20 protein-coding genes are annotated in these 20911 nt (G+C 43.6%); 2 read left to right on the forward strand and 18 right to left on the reverse strand.

Annotated elements, in window-relative coordinates:
* Positions 1-88: 88 nt before the first annotated feature.
* On the reverse strand, positions 89-1006 hold the full coding sequence (locus BK127_RS23890; RefSeq protein ID WP_076234029.1) for a nucleoside hydrolase: 918 nt from the start codon (positions 1004-1006) through the stop codon (positions 89-91).
* 138 nt (positions 1007-1144) lie between these two features.
* Here BK127_RS23890 and BK127_RS23895 point away from each other — a divergent pair, with 138 nt between their 5' ends.
* Positions 1145-1900 carry an AraC family transcriptional regulator gene (locus tag BK127_RS23895; protein WP_076234030.1) on the forward strand — a complete coding sequence of 252 codons (756 nt, stop codon included), beginning with the start codon at positions 1145-1147 and terminating at the stop codon, positions 1898-1900.
* A gap of 68 nt (positions 1901-1968) precedes the next feature.
* Positions 1969-2316: a hypothetical protein gene (locus BK127_RS23900; protein ID WP_076234031.1), complete on the forward strand. Its 348-nt coding sequence runs from the start codon at positions 1969-1971 to the stop codon at positions 2314-2316.
* Positions 2317-2397: 81 nt separating this feature from the next.
* On the opposite strand, the gene BK127_RS23905 is transcribed toward BK127_RS23900, so the two are convergent.
* From BK127_RS23905 to BK127_RS23990, 17 genes are all read right to left on the reverse strand, one after another.
* Positions 2398-3366 (reverse strand): aldo/keto reductase, encoded by a 969-nt coding sequence (locus tag BK127_RS23905; RefSeq protein ID WP_076234032.1) that lies wholly within the window; start codon positions 3364-3366, stop codon positions 2398-2400.
* Positions 3367-3404: 38 nt separating this feature from the next.
* Positions 3405-4073: a dihydroxyacetone kinase subunit DhaL gene (gene dhaL, locus BK127_RS23910; RefSeq protein WP_076234033.1), complete on the reverse strand. Its 669-nt coding sequence runs from the start codon at positions 4071-4073 to the stop codon at positions 3405-3407.
* Between the two features lie 52 nt (positions 4074-4125).
* Positions 4126-5121 carry a dihydroxyacetone kinase subunit DhaK gene (locus tag BK127_RS23915; RefSeq protein ID WP_076234034.1) on the reverse strand — a complete coding sequence of 332 codons (996 nt, stop codon included), beginning with the start codon at positions 5119-5121 and terminating at the stop codon, positions 4126-4128.
* 383 nt (positions 5122-5504) lie between these two features.
* Positions 5505-7829, reverse strand: a complete 2325-nt coding sequence (locus tag BK127_RS23920; RefSeq protein ID WP_076234035.1) for a helix-turn-helix domain-containing protein — start codon at positions 7827-7829, stop codon at positions 5505-5507.
* Between the two features lie 147 nt (positions 7830-7976).
* On the reverse strand, positions 7977-9536 hold the full coding sequence (locus tag BK127_RS23925; protein ID WP_076234036.1) for a type 2 periplasmic-binding domain-containing protein: 1560 nt from the start codon (positions 9534-9536) through the stop codon (positions 7977-7979).
* A 26-nt stretch (positions 9537-9562) separates the two neighbouring features.
* Complete coding sequence (locus BK127_RS23930) at positions 9563-10444, reverse strand: carbohydrate ABC transporter permease (protein WP_076234037.1); 882 nt, start codon at positions 10442-10444, stop codon at positions 9563-9565.
* Positions 10445-10458: 14 nt separating this feature from the next.
* Complete coding sequence (locus BK127_RS23935) at positions 10459-11412, reverse strand: ABC transporter permease (protein WP_076234038.1); 954 nt, start codon at positions 11410-11412, stop codon at positions 10459-10461.
* A 10-nt stretch (positions 11413-11422) separates the two neighbouring features.
* Complete coding sequence (locus tag BK127_RS23940; RefSeq protein ID WP_256711422.1) at positions 11423-11878, reverse strand: heme-degrading domain-containing protein; 456 nt, start codon at positions 11876-11878, stop codon at positions 11423-11425.
* Positions 11879-12086: 208 nt separating this feature from the next.
* On the reverse strand, positions 12087-12938 hold the full coding sequence (locus tag BK127_RS23945; RefSeq protein WP_076234040.1) for a phytanoyl-CoA dioxygenase family protein: 852 nt from the start codon (positions 12936-12938) through the stop codon (positions 12087-12089).
* A gap of 429 nt (positions 12939-13367) precedes the next feature.
* Positions 13368-14438, reverse strand: a complete 1071-nt coding sequence (locus BK127_RS23950) for an S-layer homology domain-containing protein (protein WP_076234041.1) — start codon at positions 14436-14438, stop codon at positions 13368-13370.
* A gap of 181 nt (positions 14439-14619) precedes the next feature.
* Positions 14620-14871: a hypothetical protein gene (locus tag BK127_RS23955; protein WP_076234042.1), complete on the reverse strand. Its 252-nt coding sequence runs from the start codon at positions 14869-14871 to the stop codon at positions 14620-14622.
* An 877-nt stretch (positions 14872-15748) separates the two neighbouring features.
* Positions 15749-16075, reverse strand: a complete 327-nt coding sequence (locus tag BK127_RS23965; RefSeq protein ID WP_083689527.1) for a hypothetical protein — start codon at positions 16073-16075, stop codon at positions 15749-15751.
* A gap of 104 nt (positions 16076-16179) precedes the next feature.
* Positions 16180-16434: a deaminase domain-containing protein gene (locus tag BK127_RS23970; RefSeq protein WP_076234043.1), complete on the reverse strand. Its 255-nt coding sequence runs from the start codon at positions 16432-16434 to the stop codon at positions 16180-16182.
* Positions 16435-16703: 269 nt separating this feature from the next.
* Positions 16704-17003, reverse strand: coding sequence for a ribonuclease toxin immunity protein CdiI (gene cdiI, locus BK127_RS23975; protein ID WP_083689528.1), 300 nt, complete (start codon positions 17001-17003; stop codon positions 16704-16706).
* 93 nt (positions 17004-17096) lie between these two features.
* A complete protein-coding gene (locus tag BK127_RS23980; RefSeq protein WP_076234044.1) occupies positions 17097-17465 on the reverse strand; it encodes an Imm3 family immunity protein in 369 nt (122 codons plus the stop codon).
* A gap of 26 nt (positions 17466-17491) precedes the next feature.
* A complete protein-coding gene (locus BK127_RS43860) occupies positions 17492-19324 on the reverse strand; it encodes a deaminase domain-containing protein (protein ID WP_256711423.1) in 1833 nt (610 codons plus the stop codon).
* A 167-nt stretch (positions 19325-19491) separates the two neighbouring features.
* Positions 19492-20841, reverse strand: a complete 1350-nt coding sequence (locus tag BK127_RS23990; protein WP_076234045.1) for a copper amine oxidase N-terminal domain-containing protein — start codon at positions 20839-20841, stop codon at positions 19492-19494.
* Positions 20842-20911 lie beyond the last annotated feature (70 nt).

The following is a 20911-nucleotide window of genomic DNA, read 5'->3' on the forward strand; positions in this document are numbered from 1 at the left end:
CTGGCCTAAAACAACCGAAAAGCCTATATGCACAAAAAACTGCAACCGGTTCGCCTTCACCGATTGCAGCATTTTCAATTTGAATGTGTTATTTGCTGGCAGCAAGCCGCATTTTGGTAAACAAATCCTTAAATATATCATCTCGCTTAAGATCATGAACATAACGAATGAAGTGCCGATTAGAATCAAAGCTCCAGCGAAAATCCTCTGAAATCAGTGGACTGTGTACCAGCGTGCTCGGCAGCCAGTCCGATTGTACGAGATAGGCAATGGCCGATATATCCCAGATCACACGAGAGTATGCATAGTGGTCCTCTCTGCAATTTTTATAAGTCTCATACAAATATTCGCCGATAGGCCCACTGTCCTTGACGTAGTCCCGTATTTCCGAGAGACTCGTGCTCAGATGCGAAGCAACACCCTTGCAAGGAATCAGTACCAGCGGCACCCCGCTGTCAAATAGGATACGGGAAGCGTGCAGATCCTGCTTTAAGTTAAATTCCTTCGTATCCTTCCAATGGAGCGCATGACCACCCAGCCAGACGACCACGATTTTATCAATAATTTTAGGCTCCATTAATAGGGCCGAGGCTACATTCGTTATAGCCCCAATCGAAATTACATATAGTGGGTCATCTGCCGTCGATGCCATCGCCCTCTCCACCAGGTTGCGCGCCCCTTCGCTCTCGACAGGAGTTGAAGGATCAGGCAAATAAGCTTCCGATCCCCGATAGGATGGAATGGATTCCCGCACCCCCATAATCTCTAAAATACGCTGCAGCTCATCAAAGCTTTTTTCCATACCATCCTTGGGTCCATTTGATAATTCATTATAAAAGGGTGCTGCGTAGAACGCCTCCATCTGCAGCTTTTCTTTGGACAGCAGGCTGTAAACAACGGCAAATTGGTCATCGATCTCATTAAATGTGTCCGTGTCCAGAACCGCCCGTATTCGGCTCGTTGGTACCTTTAATCGATTTATTAATTGTTCAGTGGTCAGTGCCATAATTCAATCTCCTCACTATTTACGATATGTAAATCCCGGTGCTATTATGGTAACAGAAGAACGTTGAAAGCCTTATCATGTTTCGGTCAATTTTTTATATGATCTGGCTATTTAATGAAAGTGAGGCGAGGCTGACACTTGTGCCGTTTTGAATTTCTTTCCCATCTGACTCACCCGCAAGCAAGCTACGTTCAGCCCCATCAGCATGCCTGCTGTGAGCTGGTTTACTATGTACAAGGAAGCGGACAAACCTGTATAGGCACCCAAACCTCGACATACGTTTCCCACTCCTATTCTTTTATTACACCCGGGATGGTTCATGATGAAAGGCATCTGGAAACGACAGAGGTTCTGTTCATCGGGTTTACTACAGATACAGCGATATCGATCGATAAAAATGCCATCTACCATGATGATACGCAGCACAGTCTGCTTGAACTGCTGTTACGCTTAAAAAGCGAATTTACTCTGCAAAAGCAGGACTACGATAAAATGCTCAATCTCCTGACCGGAGAACTCATCATTCATCTGCAGCGCTTATGGGGACAAAAAAGTCAGCCTGTGCTGCACTACGATCACCTCGTCTACACGCGCAATTATATGGATGAGCATTACCGGCAAAAAATTCAAATCGAAGCCTTGGCTGACATGGCAGGATACAGCTACGACAGGTTTCGCCATCTTTTTAAAGAAAGGTATGGAGCTGCTCCGCTGCAGTATATATTTCGCAAAAGGCTGGCATACGCCCGTCACATGCTGATCCATTTCAACCATAGTGTGGCTGAGATTGCTTTTGAGGCCGGATTTTTTAATGATGCCCAGTTTTGCAGTATGTTTAAGCGGGAAACTGGATTAACCCCCAAGCAGTTCCGCAAGCAGAACGCTCGGGTCTAATTGATCCCTCCATCCCATACATATGAAGAAAGAACTTTAGAAATGGAGCGATGGGAGGGCTAAAACCGTTGTCCGATAAAGTCATTGGCAAATATTCATTACTTCCGTTAGGCGGCTTGCTGCTGCCGATTGTGCTGCACAGTATCCATCTGTTGCTGCCGGTACTTATGGCTGGCAGTGCAAGCTTGAACAGCGGCCACAGTCATACGCAGCATCAGGGTATGACTGGCACAATGGTACCGTTCACTATGACACCCTGGTTTACGAATACGCTGAGTCTGATAACGATTGTGTCGGCTGTATTCACTCTGTGGTACTTGATTCGGTTGTGGAAAAACAAAACCTACAGTCGAAGATGGGTCTGGATCTATACAGGTCTTTCCGTTGTCTGCTTTGGCTTGATGGCTGCTCTGTAAAGACTGATAAGCAAATGAACCTCCCGTCCACAGCTTACGTGGCATTGGAGGTTCATTTATTTTCATGCTGCTATCGGGTGATTACACTTCTTCTGCACGGTCCGTTGCTGGTGGAGGTGTTACAGACATCGCCGATATTTGCTTACGCAAATCCGATGTCATCTCAATGTCGAGCGCGCCCAATAAAGGCTGCAGCTGCTCCATATTGCGGGCACCAATGATCGGAGCGGTAACTGCCGGATTGCCCATAACCCAGGCAATAGCCAGTGAAGCGGGATGTGCTCCGAACTCACCTGCGAATTTGATAAAACGATCGGCCACCTCATAGTTCATCTGATCGGCGTAACGATCCTGTGTGCCCTTATGGTCGATAAATCGTCCTTCCTGAGGCTTAACGCCTTGGTTATACTTGCCGGATAACAGGCCTGCCGCAAGCGGACTGTAAGAAATAACGCCAATTTGCTCGGATGCTGCCAGAGGCAATATTTCGACTTCGGCTTGACGCTTCACCAGATTGTACATCGGCTGGATACATTCAAAGCGGGCCAAAGCTCTATGGTTTGAAATCCCCAATGCTTTGGCAATTTGCCAAGCCGCCCAATTGCTGACCGCCGGATACAAAATTTTGCCCTGCTTTTGCAGATCGTCCAGGCCGCGCAGCGTTTCTTCCATATCTGTCGTGGCGTCAAAGTGATGGACAAAATATACATCCAGGCGATCTGTATTCAGACGCTTCAAGCTTTTCTCAACCGAAAGCATCATATGTCTGCGGGACATACCCTTCGAATTGATCCCGTTACCCATCGGCAGACAAAACTTCGATGTAATGACAACCTCGTCCCGACAGTCGGCGATACATTTGCCCAAAATTTCCTCTGAACGTCCACCTGCATACACATCTGCGCAATCAAAAAAATTGATGCCCACCTCGCGGCAACGATTAAACATAGCCAGGGATGTCGCTTCATCAGCAATTCCGCCAAATGACATTGCTCCAAAGCAAATATTGGATACCTGTATTCCTGTCTTACCCAGCGTACGATAATTCATTGTGTTTCCTCCACGGATTCTTATTTGGATAGATCCTTTTATTTAAATAGTGATTTCTGCACATTGATGCGCTGCAGTTCTTTGATTTGTTCATAAAATGTAGACAAAATCATGTAAGCTGAGGTAGCCCCAGGGTCCTGATGTCCCAAAGCACGGTCGCCCAATTTGTTGGATCGTCCTGTTTTGGACAGCATGTTTTTCGTCAATTCCATCCCGAATTTGCCTGCCTGAACGGCTTCATGGAAGCAAGCTGCCAGATCCTTGTCCTCACGATACGCTTGCTGCAAGCTCTCGATAGCCGGTATCCACGTATCGAGCATTGTTTTGCTTCCTCGCTCGGCTTTCCCCCGCTCTTGAATCCCTTGTACCACCGCTGTCCAGAATGCGATCATATCGGCCTGACTGATAACCGATTCGCCTTGCAGCACAGCTCCCCCCCGGATAAAACCCGTAGCATACAATGGACCTACCGAGGAGCCCACCGCATTAAGAAAGCTCATTGCCATGTCCTTGCACAACAATCCGCAATCTTCCTTTTCAAAAGCATTTACCGTATCAGCTATCGCCTGCCATCCTAGTGACATCGTTACACCGTGGTCGCCATCGCCTAATGCTCGATCCAGCTCGGACAAATATTCTTTTTCTTCTTCGATACGAACTTGAGTAGCTAACAGCATGTTTTTGAATTGTTGAATCGATATGTTCATGGATTTCCCTCCTAAGAGTTTTGCGTAGCAAAACTGGCTTCGTAAGCATGATTTACACCTGAACAAACATGGCGCAATCGGCTGGCTCATCGATCAATTCAGCAAGCTCATCATCCAGCTTCATGATGGATACGGAGCAGCCACCCATTTCCAACGATGTCACATACTCACCAACGTAGGAACGGTGGATCTGAACGCCCCTTTCCTCCAGCAGCTTTGCAATGCTTCTATATATTATGAATAACTGCATTTGTGGAGTAGAGCCCAATCCATTGACAAGCACAGCAGCACGTTCACCTGTACCCATCGGCATATCCTCCATAATGCGGTCAAACAAGATCCGGGCAACCTCATCAGCGGTTTGGAGCGGTCCCCGCATAACTCCAGGTTCACCGTGGATGCCCAAACCGATTTCCATTTCATCATCACCTAGCGTAAAGCTCGGCTCTCCGGTTTGTGGCAAGTAACAAGGCGATAATCCAACCCCCATGGTTCGAACACTATCATTTGCATGGGTAGCTAGTCTGACAACCTCGTCCAGTGACAAGCCTTTGTTAGCTGCTGCCCCGGCCGCTTTATAAACAAGAAAACAGCCTGCAATCCCACGGCGCTGCTCCGAGCTGGATGCTGAAGCTACATCATCCGTTACCCGGACCGTCTCCACACGAATGTCCTCAAAGCCTGCCAACTCAACCGCCATGTCAAAGTTCATACAGTCTCCTGCATAGTTTCCATACAAATAAACGACACCTGCGCCCCCGTGTATTTCCTTGGTAACCTCCAAAATAGGGGCAGGTGGTGGGGATGCGAACACGTTGCCGACGGCAACACCATCAGCCAGTCCTTTGCCGATCAGTCCCAAAGAAGCGGGTTCATGACCTGAGCCTCCACCGATCACGATACCCACTTTGCCGGGACGTGCCGTATTGACGCTCACGATCGACCGCTTGTTTTGCGGCAGAATTCTCACATACTGAGGATAGGCTGCTGCATATCCTTCCATCATTTCATCAACAACCGAGTTAGGTGCATTGATTAGCTTTTTCATGGTTGAATGTTAGCCTCCCATTGATTTCTTGCAGAAAAGCCGGATTGCTAGCTTTCCTCATTCACGTACTCATTATAGGGTCACTTCCATACAGCATTAAACTGACAATTCATATGAATCGGGACTGAACAAGATTTGTCAATTGAATCGAGATGCAATAAGCGGATCGTAAAGGGTTGAGGCTGCGCTTTTTACGGGTATCCTACGTACAGGACATTTTTTGTCCAATCTTCAGCAGCTTAGAAGTCCGGTGAATAAGTCCCGCTGCGTGTCCAAATATCCCTCAGTAATACTACTGCATCCTTCCAGTAATCAAATTTCACAGGATAGACTACAGCAAAAAAAGCCGTTCATAAATGAACGACTTTAAGTACATGACTAAGCTAACGATTCGAAACTCGATACTGCTTCGGCGACATGCCTACATATCGCTGAAAGGCCCGGTTCAAATTCCGTTCCGAATACCCGACCACCTCTGCAATTTCCATCACACTCAGATCGGTATCCTGCAGCGATTGCTTCGCCTTCTCCACCTTATATTCAGTCAAATATTCAATAAACGCAACGCCAACCTCCTTTTTGAACATACGGCTCAAATAAGAAGGACTCATCCCGATCATCTCGGCACTTTCGATCAGGGAATGATTGGCACCGGGATTTTCGCGGATATGCTTGCATACTTTCTGGATGGCGATTTTGACACTTTTTTTACGAAATTCTTCAGTAAGCTGTTGATACAATGGAAAAATAATCTCAATGTACCATTCATAGATTTCACGTGCAGTTTGCCTTGCCTTGAGCTGATCAAACCAGTTGCCCTCCAACGAATCGATCACGCCCGGCCCCTGCTCCTCCAATGATTGAATAATCGAAGAAAGCAGCACATGATAGCACTGATAGATCGTATTATAGGAGCCGGAGTCGCGCAGGGTTTTGGCAAATTCGTTCAAGCCCTTCTCCGCATACACAAGCTCGCCTCTGGACAAAGCTTCGACAATGACCTTTTCCTGTTCACGAGGATAGAAAAATAAGGATTGCTTCGCTGAAGGCTCCAGCTCGTCAAAAAATAAAATGGCCTGCGAATCACTGAAAATCCGATTTTGCAAAGCTGCCTTAGCCTCATGATAGCCATCCGATAATCGCGTGATGTCCATATAAATACCACCAACGCCATTGGATACCGAGAAGGATAAGTATTTGTTAAGAGCTTCCTTGATCTCCTCGGCAAACGTCCGTGTCAGCTGCAGAATCTGCTCTCTTGGTACGCTATCATCAAAGTGCAGAATAGTGATGCTCTCCCGCTCATTGTTCTCGACAACATAGCCATTTAGCTGGGATTTGGTCAGCAGTTCCTTGATTACATTCATGACCGCAAACAGAACAATAGCTCCTTCATTGGGCAAAAAGCGCTTTTCTTTAAATAGATTTTCAACAATCGTGATCAGTACAACAAACGAGCCCTTTGTCGGGATTTGAAAATCAGCACAGTCCCGCAGCAGCGATTCACCGCTTCCCGTGAAGCCCTTCAGAAACTTTCTTAACAGCTGATCTCTAAGGTTGGGCTGTGTTTTTTGCATATACGTTTCGAGCGCCAACGCTTGCTCGTTCAAATGACCCAGACACGATTTCAAGAACTCAATTTCATTGCCCTGCTGCTTAATCGACCGTCCGCCCTGCAGGTTCTCTCCATATTTGATCAAATTCTCGATCGGATTATAAATCCTTCTGGAAGCAAAGAACGTCAGCAGCAGACCAACAATGAGAAAAACCGCTACCGTAAATACAATCAGCCACCGAATCCAGCTGACCTGCTGCAGCAATTCGTTCTCGGGAAGCAGGGAAATATAGGTTCTGCCCAGCAGCGATTTCTGAAAAACGGCTATATACGAATCGCCATTTTGAGCTTTAATCAGATATTGCCCGGAGCTCGTTTCGTCTTTCAAAATATCCGTCAGTCCCACCGTATCGCCAGCCAGCTTGCCCCAAGTCAAATCATTGGTGGAATGTAAAATAATTTTGTTATTGGAGTCCAGTATAAGCAGCGATTGGTTTTTGGAAAAGGTGGAATAACCCGTCAGATTATTCTTGAGCACCTCTTCCTTCACATGAACGAGCAGTGCGCCCTGAGGCTGGCCTGAGGGAAGAATCGGCAGTCTGCGGAAATAAGTGATGTATCCGTTTACAGCCGCTTCGGGAAGATAAACCCAGCCTGCCGGAATATTCATATTCAGAGCGGCATCCAGATCGCTGCGGCTTTTGTAATTATCGTACGTCACATAACCATAATTCTGGGCGAGCACAATCCCGGATAAAGCTTCATAAAAAACAATATCATCGATCAGATTATTGGAATTTTTGTGTATCAGGAACAGATCCTGAACCCCGCTTTGCTGAAACCAATCGGTTTTAAAGCCCGGCTTGCCGATATTATCCTTCACAACAGAACTGATCGATATTTTCAGAGAATCATGCTCGACATTCGTCATCAGATTCTCCATACGATCCTTCATCAGCACCAATGCAGCCTTGTTGTCTTCTTTAAATTGATCACTCACTTTAACAATCGAAAAATGATAGTAAGCGCTACCAGCAATAATAATGGGAATAGATACGGTCAGACAGCCAAACCAAATCAACCGCTTTAAATAATTCGTTCGCGGCAACAGCGAGAAAAAAGTTCTTTGTATGAAATCCAGGCATCTTCTCATTGGTGCACTCCCCTGACCGATGGATGGTATTCCATGTAACTGAATTATAACAAAATTAGCTGAATATCACCATAAAACAGCAATATTGCGGCCACCAGAAATCCTTCGTTCCGGTGGCCACAACGGGCTCGATCACATATAATTGTATTATTTACCAGTAAATGTTTTGTAGGCATCGCTGAATTCTTTGAATGCCTTTTTCATTTCAGGTAAAGCTCTCAGCTTGGCTGTATAAGCTTTAAACTCATCCATGGAAATTTGGCCAACAATCGCTTTAGCCTCCATCGTTTTCCATTCGCTTTCATATTTCGGCCAAGTATTCAACCAGGTCGGGGAAATGATACCTTTGAAAGGGTCTACCAAGCCAACCTCATCGAATTTTTCGACTTCTTTTATCTTCGCATCGTTAAATGCTTTTGAACCGGAAGCACTGATGACCTTGCCCCACTTGGAGTAAGCCAACACGCCTGCGCCTTTACTGGTTACGTTGACTTCCTTCACGCCCTGCTCTGTCAGCGTTTTTTGTCCATCTACCACTTTGTAGTGGACGCCTTCAATACCATAGTATGCAAAATCGGTCATCTCTTGGGACGCGGTTTGCTCCAAATATTTAAGCAATTGCTTCACTCGGGCTTCTGGTACTTTCTTGGAAATGTAGTAGCCGCCGGATACACCTGTTTGCAGATCCAGTGCATAATCGCCTTTAGGTCCTTTTAGCAGCAGATTCAAAATTTTGGCATCCGGCTGCGTCTTTCTGTTTTCCTTCTCCCACTCGTCATCCCACCAGATGCTGTTCGTATAGGAAGCCGCTTTACCCGTTCTGAACAATTCCTCGTTCTGGGTTCTCTTCATAACCGAAAATTCCTTAGGCAATCCGCCGTCTGTATACATTTGACGGAAATAAGCAATCATATCATCCCATTGCGGCGTCAGTCTCGTTTCGATCATGCCGCCCTCTTCATTGTACGTAGGATTCAATGCACCGAATCCGGCTGCAAACAAGGTAGTGCCGTCATCTACAACGACGCCTTGGCCGATGATGCCAAGCGTATCCTTTTTGCCATTGCCGTCCAGATCGGCATCGGTAATTTTCTTCAATGCCGCTGCATACTCATCCAATGTGGTTGGAACCGGAATGTTCAGCTTATCCAGCCAGTCCTTACGGATTTTCAGGCCCAGATCGACACGGGAACGGGAGCGTGGCAGCGCATACACTTTTCCGTCAACGGACAAATATTTGAGTGCATCCTTAGCCAGATTGTTTTTCAGGTTCGGGAATTCTTTGAAATCCCCCAGGAAAGGACCCAAATCCCAGAACGCGCCGTTCTTGGCTGCATTGATCAGTGACGGTCTGTTCGCATTTGGGGAAGACAGGATTTCCGGAAGATCGCCGGAGGCCAGCACCAAATCCATTTTCGTATCGATATCACCGGATGGCACCCATTCCATCTCCAGCTTGGAATTTGTGCGTTTTTGCCACTCAGTCCAGTAAGCATTGTTCATATCAGGTGCATCGTTATACAAGCCTGCGAAGATTTTGACAGTTAATGGCTTCTCTGCCTCAGCAGCTTTGGGTGCTGCCTTCGGGTCTGCTGCAGGTGCAGCAGTCTTCGAGCCGCTGCCACCGTCCGAACAAGCCGCCAGCATCGAAATAGCTAATAAGCAGGACAAGCTCATGGACAATCTTTTCACGTGTAGTGGTTTCATTTGTTAAATCCCCCTCATCATTTGTGTTAACCTTTAACTGATCCTAACATAACTCCCTTGGCAAAATGCTTCTGTAAAAACGGGTATACGAGCAGGATTGGAGCCATCGCAAGCATAATGGAAGCCATCCGAATCGTTTCCTGAGGTACCGCACGGGAATCGCCTCCCGCACCTGCCTGCCCTACACCATTGGAATCAGAATCGATTACCAATGTTTTAATAAGGACCTGCAGTGTCCACTTCTTGGAATCAGACAAGTAAATCAGCGCATTAAAATAAGTGTTCCAATAAGATACAGCGAAAAATAGCGTGAAGGCTGCAATCGCCGGCATGGATAAAGGAATAACGATTCTCAGAAATACGCCAATATCGGTGCATCCATCGATCCGTGCGGAGTCTTCCAATTCCGCAGGCAAAGATTCAAAGAAGCTTTTGATAACAATCAAGCTCCACGCGCTTGTTAAGCTCGGCCATATTAAACTCCAAAGTGAGTTAATTAATCCTAATTCCTTGACCAGGATATAGCCGGGTACAATCCCCGCATTGAATACGAGTGTGAAGACAACCGCGCTCAGCATAAAATTCCGACCAGGCATTGCTTTTTTTGTAAGCGTATACGCGAGAGTGAACGAACAAACAATACTCAGCGCTGTACCGATAACGGTAATAAATATCGTGTTGCTCAGAGAGTTCAGAAAGCTGTTGGTCGACAACAAATATTTGTAAGCGGCCAGCGACCATTGGTCCGGGAACAAATAAAATTTAAGCGGCACATACACATCAGGATCGGTGAAGGAAACACTGAATACGTAAATGAAAGGGAACACACAGACGAATGAAGTGATCGCCAGAAGCGTATAATTCACCCAATCAAAGGTGGTCATTTTCTTGCTTGCAACAAAGCTCATGAGACGTCTCCTTTCTAATATATACCGTCTTGGCCCATCTTCTTAACGGTATAATTGGATGCCAACACCAACACCAAACCAACCAAGCCCTTGAACATCCCAACCGTAACCCCTACACTGATCTGGCCTTTAAGAATACCATGTGTGTAGGCATACGTATCAAAAACCTCAGCAACCGACATCACCAATGGATTTAACATCAGCAGCACTTGTTCAAAGCCTACATCTGCCATATGACCCAAACGCAGAATCAACAAAATAATAATCGTCGGACGAATAGCCGGAAGCGTAATATGCCAGATTTGCCGAAACCGGCTGGCTCCGTCAACAACAGCAGCTTCATAACGCTGAGGATCAACGCCTGCCATCGCTGCCAGGAAAATAATCGTCCCCCATCCCGCTTCTTTCCACATATTTTGAAACGTGATAAGCCCCCAAAAATAGTTAGGATTGGATAAAAACAAAATACGCTCATAACCTGCATCACTTAGAAGTTTGTTGATAATACCGATTTCTGAGGAGAAAATAAAGAACGTCATACTGACCACGACCACCCAGGATAAAAAATGGGGTAAATACACGATCGATTGGTTAATTTTTTTGAATACTTCACTTCTCACTTCATTGAGCATGAGGGATAGAAAGATGGGTAATGGGAACATCAGAATCAGACCGAATATATTGATGGCAAACGTGTTTCTTAACATGAGGTAAAAATTTTCGTCGGCGAACAATTCCTTGAAATGCTTGATACCGACCCATTCGGCGCCAGCAAAGCCCGTATAGGGGTTATATTCAAAGAATGCCAGGAGCAAGCCCCACATCGGAACGAATTTAAATAATAGGAAATATAAAATGCCGGGCAGCGCGAGCAGGTACATGTATTTGTACTGTAAGATACTGTTCCATAACCGGGAACGCGCAGCTACACTTTTGCTCGGCTTGGATAATACATTGGATTGCGTCATAAGTCCACCTCTATTTTGCTGTATTCACAAATTCCTTCAGTACCGAAGTGACTAATTGATGATCTTGCTCCTGTGGAAGACCCGACACGGTAACGGAGCCTACAACGCCAACACCTTCAATTATGATGGGAAACGACCCACCAACCGCTGCGTATTCATTGGGATCAACAAAGCCCCATTCCCGCATCGTAATTTGCTTCGATTTGAGTAAAACACTCATGTAGTAAGAGCTGCGGCCAAACTGGTTGACCACATTGCTTTTACGTTTCACCCATTGCGCATTATTCAAGGTCTTGCCTTCCATCGCACAGTGAAAGATCGACTGTCCATTCTTGGTAATATCGACCAGAATCGATTTATGCTCGGATGCAGCCTTAGCTACGATTCTACAGCCGATTTCAAAAGCCATTTGATTCGTAAATGTCTTAAATTGCAATTCCTGCTCTTCCTGTAAAAGCTGTTCCAATAATGCTGTACAATCTTCCAATTTGAACACATCCCAATCTTTGAGTGGCTGACAAACCGCTGCACCGTCTTTTCGTCAGGAGCTTCAAAAAGACGGATGCACGTTTGTCCGAGATTAACTGTAAGGATTACAAGCCCATGCCTTCCACAGTGACTGCAAATCACCAAAATTCCCGGCTATACAGCACACTTATTTGTTCGCGGGACTTCTAGGAATCAATTGTTGCAGTGCCCTTGGACTGCTCAGGAGCATGCTCTCTTAACCAAACGCGCAGCGGCACATCGGCATCCGTTGGTGTGTAATAACCGTTTGCGTTCACGCAATCACCCAGAAGCTGGCGTTGGATCGGCGTGCATTGATCCCATAAACTTTGTACCGTCATATCATCCTTGGTTTTGATCCAGCGGTAGCCGTAGCCATAGAACAACACTTTACGTGTAATATCCGACCAGTTGGTGCTGGCGGCATGCCATAGTCTGCGGTCGAAGAATACAGCCGTTCCCGGCTTCACGCATACCGGAATCGCACCTGGGATTTGACCGACTGTTGGAATATCGATATCATCCGTCAAGTGGCTGTTCGGTACGATGTAGAAGTTACCACGATCCGGCTCGGAGATATCCGACAGGAAGTAGGCTACTTTTAAAGAAAGACGTGGACGCGGGTGAGATTCGATCTCCTGGTTCACGCGGCCGCTGTCTTGGTGCCATGGGAATGGTTTATCATAATTTTTGGGTTGCCCTGTCGGCGGCGTTACAATCAGATGGCAATGATATAAGTAGATGTTCCAGCCCAGTATACCCCATACCTTAGGAAGAACCTTTTCATAATCGACCAGCTTCAAAAACTCAGGATGATCCGGAATAAAGTTCGGGTGGAACAACGCTTTCGTTGGATCGTGACCGTTACTTACGCCTTCTTCATATATTCCATCGACGATCTCCGTCAACTTGGCAACGTGTTCTTCTGAAAGGACGTTCTCCAAAATCAAATAACCTGTCTCATCAAAAGTCTTACGCTCTTCCTCCGTCAGTCCGTACTGCAAGCATGATTTGTCCATGAATCGTTAGCCTCCATAATTTGGTTTATGATGCTGCCCCTCAGGCTCAACCCTCTCATCTGTGGTTAACCGATGCTGCTGGGCTGATTTGATTATAGGGTCATCTCGTTACAGCATAAAACTGACAATTCATATGAATCCGTTCAGGACAATATTTGTCTAAGCCACTTTTACTATGCAAACGCTAGTAGAATGGGGATAGTGCTGGCATTAAGGCCAGAGTTATAAGGCGAATAACAATTATTGTCTAGCTAATGACGGATATTGTGTAGAGTGATGGAAGTCTTTTTCTATACTTGAATTGCTAATTGGAATGACCGTAAACGCAAAAAAAGTCCACGCCTTATGACGGGACGAGGACTATTGAATGTGGTTCCAGTAAGAGCGGATTATAGCAAACTCACAATTGGAGATTAACATGGTTAATAATCATTCGGCAATAGTCACACTATTGTTCCCGATAGTCATTACTAAAGGCTGTGATTTACCCCTATCCTCAAATTGAGCTTGTTTTGTTGTTTTAGTTACTGCATAGCCTGTCCACCCTGAATAAGATGCCTTTTTCCCTGTATCTAAACCTTCTACTCTTCCAGTTGGGTTGTATTTCTCATTAAAATTAACATTTCCGTGAGACACAACTGTGTCAGGCTTGAAAAAGTCTCGGTATGCATAAACCCCCGACTCAGTCCCCTCAACTGTAATGTCTACCTGAAAGGCAATTACATCGAATTTTGTTAAATCCATTCGTCTGTTTTGGTAGTACCCATCAAACAAATGCCCATAAGGCTGATCCGCACCTTTGTTATAATCCAACATAACAACCTTATTAACTTTTATCGTCACTCCATTACCCCATTTACCTTCAACAGGTAATGCAACAGGCTTAATCTTCCAAACTCTTTCAATATTAGTGCCTACCTTATTAATCGTCGCCATATCCAGCGCCGCTTCATCCACAGGTAGCTCCTTACCTGCTCGTTTGGATAGAATCCGTTCAATGATCGTGACCGCCTGAGCACGAGTCGTATTCCCCTTCTCGTCCAACTCTCCGCCACCCACGCCACCGATCAATCCGAGCTTAACGGCATCTTCCACAGCTGCAGCCGATTTCGTATCCGCAGCCTTTGTCGCTACCATAGCCATCTCGCTTCGTACCATCGGGTAAGCCATATCATCCGAGTAAAAGGTTTCCGATAAAATTCCATCATCCTGGAGCGCTTTTACATAGGGCAGGTACCACAGATTCGATTGTTCAGGAGTCACCTTCTTCCCAATTGCAGTGGCAACCATTTTAATAAATTCCGCACGGGTCACAGCCCCATCCGGTTTAAACGTCCCATCAGGATAGCCGTCCACATACCCCTTGTCCACAGCCTCACGGATACTCGGTTGACTCCAGTGATTCACCGTGTCTGTAAAATCTCTTGCGGCAAGGCTTTCATTCTCGGCCACGACAAGCAAAGCTGCTGCCGTTGCTACGGCTATCATGATTTTCTTCATTATGTTCGCTCCTTTAGTGTGAATTTTCATTATTTCTCTTTATTCAATTTGTAATAAAAACCTTATACGGGTATTACATGGGTTAAGTCTGTTATTGGTTGAGTAAAGGGTTCAATCGGCACTTGATAGCCCTCACCAAAAAAACTTGAATAGTAAGAGACCAATCAAGATTTTCTATAAATTATGATTCAAATGCAGTTCTTTCTGGAAACTTGCCGCCTTCCCTAATCAAACAAACCACAAGCCTTTGAGCGGCTCTGTCAAAATAAAATTTGGAAGGAATATAAGAGTCAGGTAAAGTCTCTAACTCTGCAAATTTCTTCGTTACCTTATTCAATTCAATTTTCCCCATGACAATTTCATTTGGACCAAATCGGTAAACAACGGTTTCATCATCTTCATGTTCTTTTAGCAGTAATACATACGAAGCCAAATTCACTCCTCCTCAGGTGGATACAACGGACGACCAGAATCAACTGTCTATCGTGTGCAGTCCTATAATCTTTTTAAATATACCTTCAAATTTAGATTAAAAAAGTTCATGATTTAATAAATCAATGTCTTGTTGTTGAAAGTCCCTTTTTGAAACTTGTCCCATGCTTGTGCAATTTCATAATCTGCTTCAAAACGTCCAACACCATGTTCTTTAATATGCTCTTTAAAAAACAGATCGTCTTTTGTCCTCTAGATTCTATCCTCGGAAAATCCTGTATTTTTAGCAATACTCTGAACATCAACTTTCGATTTTCTAAAGGATTCATACATTGCATCAGCCGTATCAAGGTGCTTTAGATATTCATCAACTGAAAGTTCTCTCCGAAATCTTTATACAGGTATTACATGGGTTAGATGTGTTATTGATTGAATGTTGGGTTCATTCGGCACTGGGCAGTCCCTATTTCCCGTGATGAAAATATTCTGATAAGTCCTGATACTATAATGGTCAACGCATCCCTATAGAAAGCTGCGAACTCATTATATTCATCAAGACCCTTACACCGTATCTATCGTTTTGACGTTTTACATTGTTGCGATTATTTTGATAAAACCGTGAGAAAACGAAGATAACAAAAACAGGTCAATCATAGTGGTAACTGACCATAATCAACCTGTTCAATGTAACTGCATTATGCTATTTAGGTTATACATTTTGAAGCATTTATGTGCGTACAACCAAAATGGAGAAATCTTTATACGGGTATTACATGGGTTAACTGTGTTATTGGTTGAATGATGGGTTCATTCGACACTAGGTAGCCTAGCCGCCCCCACATGATTATGTTTGTAGCAATCACCTATACAACTTAAATTTAATCAGCTTTCAAGCCTAAGATGTAATCTACTCCTGCTTTAGTAGAATCGCTTGTTTCCCTGATTTTATATTCATCTTTATTATCAATTAACTTTTTACAAATTTGAATGTCTTGCAACAGTTCTTCAATGTCGTTTTTATCTATATGCTCTTCAAATTTAGTGTCTTTCAGATAACTATCCAGTTTAGAATATATAAAATCAGCAATTTCTTTATATTTCAAACTCTCTATTGCAATAGAAACAAAATATAATGTTTTAGTAAACAAACTAACGTTTACTCTTCTCCAATCTTCTTCTAAAATTTTCGCTGAAACCTGCGCCACATTTAAACCCTATTCTTCAATATATTCCTCAAAGTCCAACATTACAGAATTTTTAATTCTTTCATAGCTTATCATGCTCATATTATCAGTCCTTATTTCATATTTTAAGAATAAACATTAAGCTTTATATTGGGGAACTTACGTCTAAATTCCATAATTAAATTTGTGCAACTTTGACAGGCGTCTAATTCTGTATATAAATCTATTTTACCAGAAACATTAGGGTCTTTTATCTGAGAAGAAATATCTTCAAGAATTTTAGCCTCCGTATCATTGAGACGAGGAAATCTATCTTCAACATAGGTTTCAAAGGACTTTGTTTCTTTTGAATGAGTAAAATCCCCTAAGTTATTACCCAAACTATCAGAGGAATGAATTGACTATGCGCTTGAAATTCCTTTTTAATACCAGTAATGCTTACATCTGCAACTGCGACATTGGTGCTTTAGATATTCATCAAGTGAAAGTTCTCTCCGAAAACTTTATACAGGTATTACATGGGCTAGATGTGTTATTGATTGAGTGTTGGGTTCATTCGGCACTGGGTAGTCCCTACTACTTATACAATTTTAAACCTTCGTTTAATATCATGTAATCGAGATTCAACTACATCCATATCATCAGAATGTCATGACAAGTATGCTTCACTTGCTTCTTTGAGGTAAGCATAATAAGTAGAGTAATCCAGTACGATGGTTTCATCTTCATCAACTGCAGGATGATCAAAAAAATAACAAACTCCATTTTCTCCGAAGTACCCTTCTTCCCACTCTTCTAGTTCACCTGCAAATAAACACCAAATATGCTCGTTACCAAACCCTTGCCCATTACAATGCTTTTCCAACGCTTTGATAAAGTTCCCATCTCCGATAGCAAAATAATAAAGGTCTATCAGTTTTTGTTCAGAAATATTTTTTTCATTTGACATAAGGTTGTCTCCTTATTCTCCTTCAAATGATGGGTGCTGGTTGAATAAAGAGTTCTTTCGGCACTGGGTAGCCCACCATTAGTAAGAATCTTATTATTTTTCAATCCTAGAATTATAATCAATGGGCATTTCATTAAGTGAAACTAAGACATTATTTATTCTAGTAGTCAAGTCCGCAAGGTCTTCGTCTGATATCTGTCCAAGTAACTCGTCAGGGTTAAATTTAATTAACGATTCCTCAATAGATTTCAGATTACCGATTAAAACCTTTTGATGCGACAAAATTATTTCTCCCATAGCTGTAGAAACTATAATATTCTCGATTATCCCTTCATTCCGCACCGTCTCAAAATCATATGACGTTCTTGCAAGTGCATGTTGGTTACTCAGTTTTTTTTCAAGATAATTGTTATAGTTTCTATTCACAGCTTCAAATAGCTCTTCATATCCCCAATCATCCATAAAGTGTTACTCCTCTCAAGAGACTTTTATTTAATTCTATTTCCATTGTTATGAATAACTTCTACTGTTATATTTTTGTATTTAGAAGTGAATTCAGCTATAACTCTGTTACAACTTAAACAAGTGTCAAGTTCTGTAAACAATTTAATTGTACCAACAGTATCTGTTTTCCCCTTCAACTCAGATGCAATTTGATTAAGTATTTTATACTCTGTATCTGAATCTCTTGGATACCATACACCTTCCTTATTAGGAGCATCAGTAGCCTTAAAAACTGGATTTTGTGGTTGTATTGATATATTCGGAACTCTTTCACTTAAAGATGGACTGAATTCATCAATACTGCTATGTGCAAAAAACTCCTTTTCTTTAATATTTACTATATCAACCTCAGCAAATGCAAAATTGCCTGATTTTTTATAGTCACTTGTTAATAGTGATCTTAATTCCTTTACCCTACTGATAATATGAGCTTCTTTTATAGCATCAATGGTTCTAGTGGGGTAGAGATTACCCGTCCCCTTGTTCAACTTCTCAAGAAGCTCCTTTTCTCTCTGTAAATACTTATCGAAATTGGAGGCTTCACGAGCTTTTTTACTTTCTTCAATGTTTCTCAGTATTTTCTCTCTATCATAAGGTGGTGAGTCAATCCCCTTTTTACCCATCCCCTCAGCATCTTTCAGTTCCTTCACCAAGGGGCTATTACCGGTATTCTTCGCCTCCTCTACGGCCTCAGTGACGTTCAGCGGCTTAAGCTTCGGTACCCGTTCGATCGTTCCTAACGCTTTGGCAAGGGCTCCCATCCCTTTGGTACCTGCTACCGCTATCGCTACCTTGGCTGTATACTCACCCATTTGTTCCGCCCTCTGCTCCAGACCCCCTTCCTTCCAGCGCTCCAGTTCCTTGGTTACTTCTTCTCCCAATGCATCCGTGATCGGCGTCAGATAGGCCGGATCACCCGTTGTCGCATAGTTGTACACCATTCCCCCCAAGACTTTCATCGCTTCCGCCGTTTCCGTGGCCGCTTCCTTGCTTTGATTTATCGGATCACTCCAGAACTTCAAGTATCCTTTGGCTATATCCTCAACCACTTTCAGCTCACCTTGTTGGAAATGCTGAACGAATTGACCCGCCTGTCCGACTAATTCAACCGTACTGTCGCCCACGCTTTGCATATACGCTATCCCTTCATCGAAGTATCTCACATATTCTGCATAAGGGGCAATCTGCTCGTAGGCTTGCTTATCCGTCTCCTTCATTTGTGCTGTACGCACATTAACCTCGCTTTGCCCACCTTGGCTGTAGGCTTTGGCCAGCTCCTGCATCCAACCCAGCAATTCCTGATGATATGCCTCCCATTGACCTCTCAATCGAATCCCGGACGCATTCGCATCCGCGAGCTCCTGAATGCTCTTTCCCCCACTAGCAAGCAGCGCGTTGCTTTTCATTTGTTCCATCATTAGGTTTGCCGGCGGCGGTACGCGAGTCCAACTCATGATACCTTCTACCACCTGTCGTGTCGAACTCATATATTTGATGATCGGTTCTCCATATCCTGACTGTCCCGTAAACCAGCGACTCCATAGGTTCCACGTGCTGGGACTTCTGGACGGTTCATCCGACTGCAGCTCACGAATCGCATTATACGTAGTCTGCAACACACTCACGATAGCTCCCAATTGATCGTTCGAACGTTTATAGGCAGCCTCTAGCTGGATGGTACCTGAACCTGATTGCGTATTCGCTATCCGGAGATACCCCTGGCTTTCCTTGTACATCTGCTCTATATTCCTTTGAGTTTCTTTGGCTTGATCCAGTAAAGGCTTGAGATGGTCCAGATCTACTGTCAGCTTCGTCATCTGGTTTCTCCTCCGTATTCAACTGAGCCTTGTTTATCTACACCTTCCATCCTCACGCTGCTCTTGGCTTCCAAGAAACAAACAAATAAGGATATAGCCACAATGACAATACCAACAAATGATAAAAAAGAGCCAATAACTGACGGGACGAACTTTATTAAGCTAATTCACCTAACAATATTAGTAAAATCGATAGCTGGAAGACGACTAAATTCTGTGTTCCTCCATAAATGAAACTCTTTCTCGTTGATGGTCACTTTGTAATCCGATAAATTGTAAGGAGCTACAAAGTTAATCACGGCCATCTCTTCATTTCGCAAACTATCGTCAATCATGCCAATCTTCGCCCGACGGTCTTGCCCCTCCTGATACAAATAATAGAGCTTATCTCTATAATAAAACGGTTGTGTGAATGAGGTTCCCTTCAGCTTCTCAATCTTGTCTTTTCCCTTTTCGTCGAAATTGATCTGTCCGGTCTCATAGTCCAATTGTTTGGCTGTATTATTGGAAATAATATGTATTTTTTTAGAAGAGCGATTGATTATATACTGTGTATTCGAATTTGAATTTTCAAATAATATGTTATTGAGATCTTTAATATCCAAAAGACCATTAGTAGCTTCCTCCGTATAAAGAGATACACTATTTTTGGCACCTAGAATTACACCTACTTTACCATCATCATAACGAACGGCTGACATGATTTCTTTTTCTCTTTGATTAAACTTCCTAGCAACGTACACATCTTGCGTGACAGAACCGGTTCCATCGATAGAGGATTTCAATACTCCATCCTGTGTGCGCCAGTACAGTGAGTTTTCATAAAAAAAGTATTGAAATGCTGAGGTTTCCTTCTTGACATATTTAAAATGATTATTTTGATAGACCCATTTTCTATTGTTCAAGTCTGCTATCGAGCAATAAAAGTCTACAAAAGGGCCACTCTTCAATTCTTCAGACCAGAACAAAAATAAATAGCCATCTCTTTCGTACATGTAAGGGTTTGTCCTTCCTAACTGGTTAGAAAAGTTAGTTGGATAGTAGCTTTCTCCACCGTAGTTAGGTACCGTAGGTTTCACACTGAACTTATCTACAATGTCTACACTATTGGTTGCCGGATCCCACGTGACGACCTTGCCCATGGACTCGGACACAAAACGCAATGGAACCATCGTATTGCCGTCAATGATCTTAGGCTCGACTTCAAGTAATTTCTGTTCATTATTTACTAAGACAGTTTTCTTTCCTATGCTCATATCAATTTTCACAGCATCATTGGTTCCAGTCACACGCTTATTTGAAGATTCCCAGCTTACAGTGAGTCCAAACTCTTCAAAAACTCCCCGAAATGGCACTAAAACACTTCCTACTTCCAAGACAGGAGGTACTTCAAAAGCTAAGGCTTTACCCTGATAATTTACTCGAATAGCAGGCTGATTTGTTTCACTAGCAAAGGCATTTGGAAGAAATGAAAAAAAGAGAGAAATTAAAGTAAGTAAACCTAATATCCTTTTCATCCCATACAATCCTTTCTTAATTGACAGTTCCTGTAGTTCTTGATGGCCGGTTGAATGCCAGCATCCGGGA

It is taken from the genome of Paenibacillus sp. FSL H7-0331, from assembly GCF_001956045.1.